At 72.3% G+C, this 11941-nt stretch carries 13 protein-coding genes; 9 read left to right on the top strand and 4 right to left on the bottom strand.

From position 1 onward, the window contains the following. Window positions 1-41: 41 nt before the first annotated feature. On the top strand, window positions 42-305 hold the full coding sequence (locus MKK60_RS10175; protein ID WP_147842983.1) for a hypothetical protein: 264 nt from the start codon (window positions 42-44) through the stop codon (window positions 303-305). Window positions 306-363: 58 nt separating this feature from the next. Here the strand turns inward: MKK60_RS10175 and MKK60_RS10170 are convergent, their stop codons facing one another. Next, window positions 364-1161: a HugZ family protein gene (locus MKK60_RS10170; RefSeq protein ID WP_243985484.1), complete on the bottom strand. Its 798-nt coding sequence runs from the start codon at window positions 1159-1161 to the stop codon at window positions 364-366. A 302-nt stretch (window positions 1162-1463) separates the two neighbouring features. On the opposite strand from MKK60_RS10170, the gene MKK60_RS10165 reads away from it, so the two are divergent. The 5 genes from MKK60_RS10165 to MKK60_RS10145 all read left to right on the top strand — a co-directional run bounded on the left by MKK60_RS10165 (window position 1464) and on the right by MKK60_RS10145 (window position 5518). Beyond that, window positions 1464-2174: a response regulator transcription factor gene (locus MKK60_RS10165; RefSeq protein WP_147728688.1), complete on the top strand. Its 711-nt coding sequence runs from the start codon at window positions 1464-1466 to the stop codon at window positions 2172-2174. A gap of 20 nt (window positions 2175-2194) precedes the next feature. Beyond that, a complete protein-coding gene (locus tag MKK60_RS10160) occupies window positions 2195-4000 on the top strand; it encodes a sensor histidine kinase (protein WP_147842981.1) in 1806 nt (601 codons plus the stop codon). Next, a complete protein-coding gene (locus MKK60_RS10155; RefSeq protein ID WP_313901120.1) occupies window positions 3997-4545 on the top strand; it encodes a hypothetical protein in 549 nt (182 codons plus the stop codon). The genes MKK60_RS10160 and MKK60_RS10155 overlap by 4 nt, the downstream gene beginning before the upstream one ends. A 124-nt stretch (window positions 4546-4669) precedes the next feature. Further along, window positions 4670-5071 (top strand): PTS sugar transporter subunit IIA, encoded by a 402-nt coding sequence (locus MKK60_RS10150; protein WP_147728692.1) that lies wholly within the window; start codon window positions 4670-4672, stop codon window positions 5069-5071. Window positions 5072-5197: 126 nt separating this feature from the next. Continuing rightward, the gene (locus MKK60_RS10145) at window positions 5198-5518 is read left to right on the top strand and encodes an HPr family phosphocarrier protein (RefSeq protein WP_147728691.1); all 321 of its coding nucleotides are present in this window, start codon (window positions 5198-5200) and stop codon (window positions 5516-5518) included. Window positions 5519-5522: 4 nt separating this feature from the next. Here MKK60_RS10145 and MKK60_RS10140 read toward each other — a convergent pair whose 3' ends face one another. The 3 genes from MKK60_RS10140 to MKK60_RS10130 form a co-directional block, all read right to left on the bottom strand. Beyond that, complete coding sequence (locus tag MKK60_RS10140; protein WP_243985482.1) at window positions 5523-6413, bottom strand: hypothetical protein; 891 nt, start codon at window positions 6411-6413, stop codon at window positions 5523-5525. A 107-nt stretch (window positions 6414-6520) separates the two neighbouring features. After that, window positions 6521-7591 carry a CobW family GTP-binding protein gene (locus MKK60_RS10135; RefSeq protein ID WP_243985481.1) on the bottom strand — a complete coding sequence of 357 codons (1071 nt, stop codon included), beginning with the start codon at window positions 7589-7591 and terminating at the stop codon, window positions 6521-6523. Window positions 7592-7639: 48 nt separating this feature from the next. Beyond that, the gene (locus tag MKK60_RS10130; protein WP_243985479.1) at window positions 7640-9154 is read right to left on the bottom strand and encodes a D-alanyl-D-alanine carboxypeptidase family protein; all 1515 of its coding nucleotides are present in this window, start codon (window positions 9152-9154) and stop codon (window positions 7640-7642) included. Between the two features lie 252 nt (window positions 9155-9406). Between MKK60_RS10130 and queE the strand changes: the two genes are divergently transcribed. The 3 genes from queE to rfbB all read left to right on the top strand — a co-directional run. Next, window positions 9407-10039: a 7-carboxy-7-deazaguanine synthase gene (gene queE / locus MKK60_RS10125; RefSeq protein WP_147727791.1), complete on the top strand. Its 633-nt coding sequence runs from the start codon at window positions 9407-9409 to the stop codon at window positions 10037-10039. A 257-nt stretch (window positions 10040-10296) separates the two neighbouring features. Further along, a complete protein-coding gene (rfbC, locus tag MKK60_RS10120; protein WP_243985478.1) occupies window positions 10297-10848 on the top strand; it encodes a dTDP-4-dehydrorhamnose 3,5-epimerase in 552 nt (183 codons plus the stop codon). Window positions 10849-10895: 47 nt separating this feature from the next. Next, on the top strand, window positions 10896-11941 hold a 1046-nt coding region (gene rfbB, locus MKK60_RS10115), incomplete at its 3' end, for a dTDP-glucose 4,6-dehydratase (RefSeq protein WP_243985477.1).

Here is an 11941-nt window from a genome sequence, read left to right as displayed (position 1 = left end):
CGCAATCCCGTGCCTTGGGTTACGAAGCGGAAGGCCCCCGAATGGCTCGCACTCCCCCCAACGGGCGCTCGCCCAGCATCTCGATGTCGGACTTCAACGCGCGGGTGAAGCGCGTGCTGGAAGGCAACGAGGAAGTCACCCGCGGCGCGCCGCGCGCGACGCCCGGCTGGAGCCGCCGCCGCACCCGGCCCTCGCCCGGCGCCGAAGCTCAGCCCGAGCCGGAGGCCGCCGAAGCCGAGACCGAGGACGCCGAGACGGACGGCGACGAGGCCGAGACGGAAAAGCCGGCCGCCGAAGAGGTCTGAGGCCCCTCCCCCGTCGTCGGCCCGCGCGGCATGCCGGCCGAGCGGGGATGCGTCGGCTTCAGGGCCGCGGCGTCTCGGCCGCCGCCCTCGCTTCGGCGGCCATGACCACGAGGACCTTGCGCAAGGCGCCCATGTCGCGGACCGTGTCCGGGAACGTCACCCGCGCGGTCCGGTCGCCGGCCAGCAGGTCCATGCCCTCCGGGTCGAGCCCGGTGAGGCGCCACGCAGCCGTTCCCTTTGAGGCCGCGTAGAGCGCCAGCGAGTCGGCGTGGTCGGCGTTCATGTGCTCGATCGCGCCGCGCTCGCCGGCCACGATCGCCTCCGCGCCGGCGAGGTCCAGAAGCAGCTCGGCCCGCGTCAGCGTCGCCGCCTTGGCGAAGCCGCCGTTGAGGTGGCCCGCCGTCGGCGCGATCGCGAAGAACCCGAAATCGGGGAAGTCGGCGTAGAGCGCGGCCTTCGGGTGCCGGGCGAGGAAGCGGGCCCGCGCGCGCGGCTCGTCGGTCCGCACGCCCCGCCCGACGACGGTCAGCCGCGGGTGGGCGAGCGGATCGCCCTTGCCGCCGGCCGAGAACAGCAGCGAGCAGCGCGGGTCGGCGAGCAGGTTGCGGGTGTGGGCCGAGAGCTGGGACAGCAGCATCAGCGGCGCGCCGTCGACGTCGGTGGCGATGGTCACCAGCGAGGCGAACGGCGTGCCGTCGGCATCGAGGGTCGCCAGCGCGCCGGAGCGGATGCTGCGCAGCAGGCGCCGCGACAGGCCGATCGCGTCGAACGGGGCCTGGGCCGCCGGAAGCGGCCGCGCCGGCCCGCGCGGCCCGCTCGATTCGGCCCCGCCCACGCTGTCGGATGTCTCTGCCATCGCGCCCGTCGCTCCCCGAAGCGGCGTCGGAAAAACGCCGCGCCCGCCGCATCATAGGGCGAAATCGCGGCCGCCGACGAGGCCGGGGGGACGCGGCGCATCGCCCGGATACGGCCAAGCTACCATGGCCGCTCGCTTTTTTCGAAACTTCGGCTTAAAGCACCAGACCTTCCGCGCGAAACGGACACGGTCATACGACTCGTCGTCGCGTTCGCGTTTTTGCCTGCCCCGTCCGGGGCCGGAGGCGGCGACGCAGGCCCTCGTTACGCGCCCGCACCGCCCCGATCAGTCAAGGAACGCGCATGCCGACCATCGCCCTCGTCGACGACGACCGGAACATCCTCACCTCGGTGTCGATCGCCCTGGAGACCGAAGGCTACCGGATCCAGACCTACACCGACGGCGCCTCGGCCCTCGACGGGCTCAAGCACTCGCCGCCCGACCTCGCGATCTTCGACATCAAGATGCCGCGCATGGACGGGATGGAGCTTCTCAGGCGGCTGCGGCAGAAATCGGACCTTCCCGTGATCTTCCTGACCTCGAAGGACGAGGAGATCGACGAGCTGTTCGGCCTCAAGATGGGCGCCGACGACTTCATCCATAAGCCGTTCTCGCAGCGGCTGCTGGTCGAGCGGGTGAAGGCGGTGCTGCGCCGCTTCGCCCCGAAGGACGGCCCGGGCGCCGCCGCCCGCGAGGCGGACGCCGCCGCCCGCTCGCTCGAGCGCGGCTCGCTGATGATGGACCCGGAGCGCCACACCTGCACCTGGAAGGGCGAGCCGGTGACCCTCACGGTGACTGAGTTCCTGATCCTGCAGGCGCTCGCCCACCGTCCGGGCGTCGTGAAGAGCCGCAACGCGCTGATGGACGCGGCCTACGACGACCAAGTCTACGTCGACGACCGCACCATCGACAGCCACATCAAGCGCCTGCGCAAGAAGTTCAAGGTGACCGACACCGCGTTCGACATGATCGAGACGCTCTACGGCGTCGGCTACCGCTTCAAGGAAGGCTGAAGCTCCGCGCCCCGCCCCGAATGCCTCGATCGCTTCTCGAACACCGGACCGTCGTGACGTCGCAGACCGATGAAGAGCCGCGCCGCGGCCCGCTCGCATGGCCGCGGGCCTCCTGGGATGCGATTGGTCAGCGGGCCTCGTCGAGCCTGACCCGCCGCATCGTCGTGCTCAACCTCGTCGGGCTGATCGCGCTGCTCGTCGGGTTCCTATACCTGAACCAGTTCCGGCAGGGGCTGATCCAGGCCCGCGTGCAGAGCCTGGCGATCCAGGGCGACATCATCGCCGGCGCCATCGCCTCCTCCGCCTCGGTCGATACCGGGACGATCCGGATCGACCCCGACAAGCTGCTGCAGCAGCAGGCGGGCGAGGGCAGCAACGCGCCGGACGAGGAATCGCAGCCGCTCGCCTTCTCGCTCAACCCGGAGCAGGTCGCGCCGCTCCTGCGCCGCCTCGTGACCCCGACGGGCAACCGCGCGCGGGTCTACGACAGCGAGGGCGGCCTGCTGTTCGACACGCGCTCGCTGTTCAACCGGCCCGAGGGCGCCGCGGGTGCGCCCCAGATCCGCAAGCGCTCCCTGCTCGAGCGCGCCTTCGAGGTCGCGCAAGCGTGGAGCTTCGGCCTGTTCGGCGAGCGGGTGAAGCCGCAGGAGGAGATCGGGCCGACGAACGGCCATTCCCTGCGCGAGGTCCAGACCGCCCTGAACGGCGCCCGCGGCAGCCTCGTGCGCCGCAACGGGCTCGGCGAGACCACGGTGTCGGTCGCCGTGCCGATCCAGCGCTCGGGGGCGGTGCGCGGCGCGCTGCTGCTCTCGACGCAGGGCGACGCGATCGACCGCGTCATCGCCTCGGAGCGGTTCGGCCTGTTCCAGGTCTTCCTCGTGGCCGCGATGGTGATGGTGGTGCTCTCGATCCTGCTCGCCGGCGCCATCGCCGGCCCGGTGCGGCGGCTGGCGGAGGCCGCCGAGAAGGTGCGCATGGGGATCAAGACCCGCGAGGAGATCCCCGACTTCACCAGCCGCACCGACGAGATCGGCCACCTCTCGGGCGCCCTGCGGGACATGACGCAGGCGCTCTACCGGCGCATCGACGCGATCGAGAGCTTCGCCGCCGACGTCAGCCACGAGCTGAAGAACCCGCTGACCTCCCTGCGCAGCGCGGTCGAGACCCTGCCGCTCGCCCGCAACGACGATTCGCGCAGCCGGCTGATGGCGATCATCCAGCACGACGTGAAGCGCCTCGACCGCCTGATCAGCGACATCGCCGACGCCTCGCGGCTCGACGCCGAGCTCGCCCGCGCCGAGGCGCGCAAGGTCGACCTGCGCAAGCTCCTGACCACGGTGGTCTCGGTCGCCAACGAGCGCAAGCGCCCCAAGGACTGCCTGATCCAGCTCGACGTCGACGCGCCGGCCGGCGACCAGGACACGCCGTTCGCAATCATCGGGCACGACAGCCGCCTCGGCCAAGTGGTGAACAACCTCCTCGACAACGCCCGCTCGTTCTCGCCGACCGAGGCGAAGGTGCGCGTGGCGCTGCGCCGGGTGCGCGGCGACATCGAGCTGATCTGCGAGGACGAGGGGCCGGGCATCCCCGAGCACGCCCTCGAGCGGATCTTCGAGCGCTTCTACACCGACCGTCCCGAGCAGGGCTTCGGCCAGAACTCGGGGCTCGGCCTCTCGATCTCCCGTCAGATCGTCCAGGCGCATCGCGGCTCGATCCGCGCCGAGAACCGCCCCGGCCCGGCGGACGAGGACGGCGAGCCGACGGTCCGCGGCGCCCGCTTCATCGTGCGGATCCCGGCGGCGCCGCGGCAGTTGTCGGCGGCGTGATCGGGCCGGTGCGCCGCGCATCGCACGATGCGACGGATGCGGAGCGTGTCGCCGTGCACGCCACCTGCGTCGTGGTCGGCGAGGCGGGCGTGCTGCTCCGCGGCGAGGCGGGCGCCGGCAAGTCGAGCCTCGCCCTGGCGCTGATCGAGCGGGCCACCCTTCGGGGCGGCTTCGCGGCCCTGGTCGGCGACGACCGGGTGCGCCTCGCGCGGTGCCACGGGCGCGTCGTGGCACGCCCGCATCCCGCCATCGCCGGGCGGATCGAGATCCGCGGCCACGGGATCGTCGCGGTGGAGAGCGTCGAGGCCTGCGTCCTGCGGCTCGTCGTCGACCTCGTCGCCGGCGAGCCGCGCCTGCCCGATGCGCCGGATGGCGAAGCCACGATCCTCCGCATCGCCCTGCCCACGCTCCGGATCGACCGCGCGGTGCGCGAGGCCGGCCTCGCACCCGGCCTGGTGCTCGCGGAACGGGCATTGGCCGGGCTCAGCGTGTCTTCGCAGTCGCACACGGCGCTTCCCGTCGACCGGACCCGCGCGGCCCCGTAGCGCGCTGCTCACTTGCGTGGCATGATCGCGGCGACGGGCGATCAAAACGTCGCGACTGCCTTGAGCCTGTGCGTGCAATGCACAACATGGCGGACTCGTTCACAGGACACCGGAATACGTGTCGATGATTGGCATGGTGCTCGTCACCCACGGACTGCTCGCGACCGAATTCAGGGCCGCATTGGAGCACGTGGTTGGCCCTCAGAAGCAGATCGAAACCATCACGATCGGTCCGGAAGACGACATGGAGCTTCGGCGGCGGGACATCATGTCGGCGGTCGGCCGGGTGAATACCGGAACCGGCGTCGTCGTGCTGACCGACATGTTCGGCGGCACGCCGTCGAACCTCGCGCTGTCCTGCATGAACGGCGGCGCCGTCGAGGTGGTGGCGGGCATCAACCTGCCGATGCTGATCAAGCTCGCCAGCGTCCGCGATGCGGAATCCCTCGGCGACGCGGTGCTCCACGCCCAGGAAGCCGGCCGCAAGTACATCAACGTCGCCTCGCGCGTTCTCGCCGGCAAATAGTCTTCCCCGTCATCTTGCCGTCCCGACCGCCGACCCGCTACGCACGGTGAGGGCCGCGCCGTGCGCGCGCCGATTCAGGCCGACGCGAATCGCAGCGCGGCGACGGACAGGGAAGCGCGCCGGGGGATGGACGACCTCTTCGAGCCCGACGACGAGCCGCCGCCCGTGCCCGACGGCGGCTTCCTGCGGCGCCTGCCGATCATCAACCGACGCGGCCTGCACGCGCGGGCATCCGCCAAGTTCGTCCAGACCGTCGAGCGCTTCGACGCTCAGGTCACGGTGACCCGCGCCGGCGAGACGGTGGGCGGCCGCTCGATCATGGGGCTGCTGACGCTCGGCGCGGCGCAGGGCACCCACGTGATGGTCACCGCCGTCGGAGCCGACGCCGAGCCCTGCCTCGCGGCGATCGAGGCGCTGCTCGCCGACAGGTTCGGCGAGGACGAGTAGCGCGTCACACCCGCGCCGCGCGCCGCCAGACCACGGCGCGGGCGCCCGCGCCGAGGTGGAGCGTGCCGGCGACGAGCTCCCCGGCGCGGCGGGCGAGCTCGATCCGCATCTGCCCGCGGCGGGCGAACAGGCGGGTCACCACCCGCACCATCGACGCCTCCGACGGATCGGCGATGATCGGGCGCGCCGCGTGGCGCGCGTCCAGCGCGAGGAATTCCTCGACCGCGGACGGGATCAGGCCCGGGGCGGACACCTGCTCGACCTCGGCCGCCGCGTCGTCCCCGGCGCGCACGCCGATCACGCAGTCGGCGGGAATGGTCCGGCGCCGGCCCTCATGGGTGGCGGCGAGGACCGGGCGCGAGGCGCCGCCCTGGGTCGGCAGGCGCGTCGGCGCCCCGAGCCGCAGGGGCCGGCGCAGGCCCGCGAGCCGGCCGCGGACCGCGGCCTCGACGGCCTCCGCCCGCGACCCGTCGATCAGGGCGGCCGCGGGGTCCGGGAGGCCCGGCGGCTGCCACAGGTCGGCCCGGCCCCGCCCCCAGATCGGGTGCGGCATCGCCATCGGCATCACCCCGTGGAGCGCCGCGCGGCCGTTGCCGTCCCGGTCCCAGGCCAGGGCGAAGGCGATGGTCCGGCCGCCGGATTGATGGCGGGCCGCGCTCAGCACGTAATCCGGATCGACCCGCGGATCGGTGATCGCGCTGCGCGTCATCAGCGCCCGCCAGGCGGCGACCGCATCGTCGTCGACGGTGCCGGCGCGGCGCAGGTCGACGCGCCAGCGCGACGCCGCATATCCGTTCGAAGCCGCCTCCTCGGACGCCCGCGCGACGGGATGGCCGATCGCCGCCGCGTCGGGGACCGCCTGCCCGCCCTGGATGACCGTGAAGCCGTGCATCATGGCACCTGCGTCCCGCATTCGTGAGGAACCGTTCCACTCTGGAACGTTCGGCACCCCTGGAGGCGCCCTTTGGGGTGCGGGCTTCAAGGATGATGCCGCGGGAGCCGTCAGCCGCCGGGAATGGCAAGCGGGTTGTCGGTGAGCGCCGCCGCATCCGGCGCGTCGATCCGCGGGCGGCCGAGGAAGGCGTCCCAGAGCCGGATGACGAAGTCCGGGTCGAGGTCGCGGACGATCAGGACGAGGCGCGAGGTGCGGTCGTCGTCGGGCCAAGCCGGCAGGGTGACGGGGGCGTGCACCACGTGCTGGACGCCGTGGACCACCACCGGCCGGTCGGGATCGTCGGCGATCGCGACGAGGCCCTTCAGGCGCAGCAGCTTCGGGCCGTGGCTTCCCCGAAGCAGGTCGAGGAACATCTCGAAGGACGCGCGCGGCACCGGCACGTCGCTCGTCAGCGAGAAGGCGCGGATCGCCGCGTCGTGCCGGTTCACGTCGTGAGCGTGCCCGTCCGCCTCCGGCACGGCTCCGAGCCAGGCCTGCACGTCGGCGGCCTTGCCGTCGAGGCCGAACAGGCCGCCGAGCAGCGTCTCGGCGGGGACGTCGGGCGGATCGATCGGTGCGGCCGGGTTGAGGGCGTGCAGGCGCGCCCGCAGCGAACCGGTGTCGCCGGCCAGATCCGCCTTCGCGAGGACGATCCGGTCGGCCACCGCCACCTGCCGCACCGCCTCCGGGTGGGCGTCGAGCGTGTCGAACCCGTTGACCGCGTCCACCACGGTGACGACGCCCTGCAGCCGGTACCGCATCACGAGGTAGGGGTGGTAGATCAACGCGTGCAGGATCGGCGCGGGGTCGGCGAGGCCGGTGGTCTCGATCACGACCCGGCGGAACGGCGTGATCCGGCCGTTGTCGCGCTTGCGCAGCAGGTCTTCCAGCGTCGCGATCAGGTCGCCGCGCACGGTGCAGCACAGGCAGCCGGCGCCGAGCAGGACCATGTTCTCGTCGATCGCCTCGATCAGCAGGTGATCGAGGCCGATCTCGCCGAACTCGTTGACGATGACGACCGTGTCGGCGAGCGCCGGATCGCGCAGCATCCGGTTGAGCAGCGTGGTCTTGCCGGCTCCGAGGAAGCCGGTGAGCACGGTGAGCGGGATCGGGTCCGGTCGGCGGGGAGCGTCGGTCATGCCGCCGGCCTAGCGCGGCCGGGCGGCGGGCTCAATCGCGCGCGCCGATCACTCGTCCGCGGATTCGGCCGACTTGGCCGCGTTGGGCTTGGGCTTCGCGCCGGCCTTCGGCTTGGTCTGCACGGATTTGGCCACCGCGGGCTTGCCGCCCTTCTGCGTCACCGCCGTCGCCGGCTTGGCGTGGGTCGGCGGCTTGTGCTTGGCCTCCGGCATGCCGGACACGTCGACCGAGGTGTAGGCGCTGGCCGCGCGGGGCACGGCGCCGGCGATCGCGGCCTTCGCCTTGCCCTGGTCCTTCCCCGGGGCCTTTGCCTGGGTCTTGGCTTCCGCGGCCGCGGCGCGCTTCTGCTTGGCCGCCTCGAGCGCCGCCTCGCGCTTGGCCTTGGCGGCCTCGAGCTTCGCCTCGCGCGTGGCGGCGGCGGCGGCCTTCTCGGCCTCGGCCTGCTCGTTGAGCATGATCTGCCCCTCCGCCGGGTCGCGGCCGATCCAGACCAGGATCGGCTGCAGCGGGGCGCGCGGCGGCAGGGTGCGGTTGCGCGCGGCGGCGCCGTTGAGCGTCGCCAGGGTCAGCGCGGGCGAGGACAGGCCGGCGGCGCCGAGGAACTGCGCGCCGGCGTTGTCGGCGTTTCCGGCGATGGCGCCGGGGCCCTCGTCGATCGGCATCGGCTTCTTGCGGTCGCAGATGTAGGGCCGCATGTCGGGCGGCGCGCCGATGGCGGAGGCGGGCAACGCGTCGAGCGTCTGCGCGGTCCATCCGGCCGACTGGCCGAAGCCGTAATCGAACAGGTCGGCGGCCTTGAGGTCGCGCTCGCGCGCGCTCGGGCTGCCCATCACGATGGTGAGGATGCGCCGGCCGTTGCGGTTGGCGCTGGCGACCACGTTGAAGCCGCCGGCGCAGATGAAGCCGGTCTTCATCCCGTCGACGCCGGCATAGCGCCCGAGCAGGCCGTTGTGGTTGGCCATCACCGAGCGGCCGAACTGGATCGCCGAGATCGAGAACAGGTCGTGCGAGTCGGGGAAGTCGCGCAGCAGCGCGCGGCCGAGCACCGCCATGTCGCGGGCCGAGGTCCATTGCCGGGGGTCGGGCAGGCCGTTCGGATTGTACCAGCGACTCTCGCGCATGCCGATCCGGCGCGCGGTCTCGTTCATCATGTCGGCGAAGCCGTCGATCGTGCCGCCGAGGGTCTCGCCGATCGCCCAGGCCACGTCGTTGGCCGACTTGACCATGATGATCTTCAGCGCGTTGTCGAGGGTGAGCTGCGTGCCCGGCTTGAAGCCCATCTTGGAGGGCGGCTCGGCGGCGGCGGCGGCCGAGATCGTGATCATCGAATCGAGCGAGACCTTGCCCTGCCGCACCAGGTCGAGGGCGACGTAGGTGGTCATCAGCTTGGTGATCGAGGCCGGGTACCAGGGGTCGGTCGCCCCCTGCGCGTAGAGCACCTTGCCGGAATCCACCTCCACCACGAGGACGGGTGCGGTCACGGCGTCGGCCGCCTGCGCAGCGAGCAGGCCGGCGAGCGTGGCGAGCCCCAGGGTGAGGCGCCTCAGGAAACGGTTCGACATCGACCCCGACTCAAAGCAGTGGAACGCCGCGCCGGCACCGGGCCCGATGCCGTCCCTCTCGCGGCCGCGAAGGAGGGCCCTGAGAACGTCGGCCGTTCAACGCGGGCACCGTGGCGAGAGCATGGCGGATCTTCGCGCGTCCACCGCCGCGATGTGGCGTTGCGGCACCGGCGCGCCTATGTGCTGTCGCGCGACGATCTTTTCAGGACAGGACGATGCCCCGGCCGTCATCGGCTCGGGCCCGGCGGGACGATGGCGTACGCGGTCAAGGAACTCTTCCACACGCTCCAGGGCGAGGGCGCGCAGGCCGGGCGGGCGGCGGTGTTCTGCCGGTTCGCCGGCTGCAATCTCTGGTCCGGCCGCGAGGCGGACCGGGCCGAGGCGGTCTGCCGGTTCTGCGACACGGCCTTCGTCGGCACCGACGGCGAGGGCGGCGGAAAGTTCGCGACCGCCGACCACCTCGCGGATGCGATCGCGCGGACCTGGGAGGGCGGTCCCCACGCGCACTACGTCGTCTTCACCGGCGGAGAGCCGCTGCTGCAGCTCGACCCGGAGCTGATCGCGGCCGTCCACGCCCGCGGCTTCGCGATCGCGGTCGAGACCAACGGGACGCTCGCGGCACCGGAAGGGATCGACTGGATCTGCGTCAGCCCCAAGGCCGGTGCGCCGCTGGTGCAGCGACGCGGCGACGAGCTCAAGCTCGTCTTCCCGCAGGCCGACCTCGCGCCGGAGACGGTCGCCGACCTCGATTTCCACCATCGCTGGCTCCAGCCGATGGACGGGCCGGACCGGATCGCCAACACCGGCGCCGCCGTCGCCTATTGCCGCGCGGATGCCCGCTGGCGGCTCTCGCTCCAGACGCACAAGATGATCGGGATCCCGTGAGCGCGCGCCCGCCGAGCCGATCCGTCGGTGGCCCGATTTCACCGGGCGGTTAACCCCATGATCAACTTCTAGTTGTAATTTCAGGCGCGTGCTGGGATCGTTGCTGTCATGGCCCGGATCCGTCGGTTCCCTTGGATCTCCGAGCCTTGACAGCCCCGGGGAATGTTCGGAAGCCCCGTCGCGATGGGCGGGACAGGCGCCGAGGCTCGGTCCGGGGCGATGTCCAGCGCGAGCGCGGCGGTTTCGGGGAGCGTGCGATGGACGTAATCGAGACCCGGGTTCCGGGGGTGATGCGGGTTGTCCCGAAGCGCTTCGGGGACGCGCGCGGGTGGTTCTCGGAGACGTTTCGCGTCGACGCTCTGGCGCGGGCGGGGATCGCCTGCGCCTTCGTGCAGGACAACCAGTCGTTCTCGGCGCCGAAGGGGACGATCCGCGGGCTGCACTTCCAGGTCGCGCCGCAGGCCCAGGCCAAGCTCGTGCGGGTGCTGGACGGGGCGATCCTCGACGTGGCGGTCGACCTGCGCCGTGACTCCGCCACCTACGGCCGGCACGTGGCGGTGAGGCTGGACGCGGAGGGCGGCGAGCAACTGTTCATCCCGCACGGCTTCGCCCACGGCTTCTGCACCCTGACGCCGGACACGATGGTGGCCTACAAGGTCGACGCCTACTACAGCCCGGCCCACGACCGCGCCCTGGTCTGGAACGACCCGGACGTCGGCATCGACTGGCCGGTCCTGGCCGCGGAGGCGATCCTGTCGGACAAGGACCGGGCAGCGCCGCGCCTGTCCGAGCTCGGGCCGGTGTTCTGAAGCCCCGGCGCGCGAGCGCCATCGACGACGTGAAGGAAAGGCTCGACATGCGCATCCTGGTGACCGGCGGCTGCGGCTTCATCGGCTCCGCCCTCGTGCTCCACCTGGTGCGCGACCTCGGCCACGACGTGCTGACGCTCGACGCGCTGACCTACGCGGCCAACCCGGTGTCGCTGGCGCCCCTCGCCGAGGATCCCCGCCACCGCCTGGTCGAGGCCGACATCTGCGACGCCGACGCGGTGCGCGCGGCCTTCGCGGACTTCCGGCCCGACGCGGTGATGCACCTGGCGGCCGAAAGCCACGTCGACCGCTCGATCACCGATCCGGGCGCGTTCATCCGGACCAACGTGATCGGCACCCAGGTGATGCTGGACGCGGCGCGCGGCCACCACGAGGGGCTGGCGGCGGACGCGAAGGGCCGCTTCCGCTTCCTCCACGTCTCGACCGACGAGGTCTACGGCTCGCTGCCGCCGGGCGGGTTCTTCACGGAAGGCAGCCGCTACGACCCGCGCTCGCCGTACTCGGCCTCGAAGGCCGCCTCCGACCACCTGGCCCGGGCCTGGCACGAGACCTACGGCCTGCCGGTGCTGGTGACGAACTGCTCGAACAACTACGGGCCGCGCCACTTCCCGGAAAAGCTCATCCCGCTGATGATCCTCAACGCGCTTGAGGGCCGTCCGCTGCCGGTCTACGGCGACGGCCTGAACGAGCGCGACTGGATCCACGTCGAGGACCACGCCCGCGGCCTGGTGGCGGTGCTGGAGCGCGGCCGGGTCGGCGAGACCTACCTGCTCGGCGGGCGCGCGGTGCGCAACAACCTCGCCGTGGTCGAGGCGCTGTGCGCCGCCTTCGACCGGCTGCGGCCCGAGCACGCCCCGCACGCGCGGCTGATCGCCTTCGTCGCCGACCGGCCCGGGCACGACCGGCGCTACGCGATCGACCCGGGCAAGGCCGAGGCCGAGATCGGCTGGGCGCCGTCCAAGACCTTCGAGCAGGCGCTGGAGGAGACCGTGCGCTGGTACCTCGACAACGCGGCCTGGTGGCGCCCGATCCGCGAGGGCCGCTACGCCGGCGAGCGCCTCGGCCTCGCCCC

It is taken from the genome of Methylobacterium sp. J-092, assembly GCF_022829325.1.
Taxonomy (GTDB): domain Bacteria; phylum Pseudomonadota; class Alphaproteobacteria; order Rhizobiales; family Beijerinckiaceae; genus Methylobacterium.
Note: the sequence above shows the minus strand (reverse complement) of the source record. Positions and strands in the feature narration are given on the sequence as shown.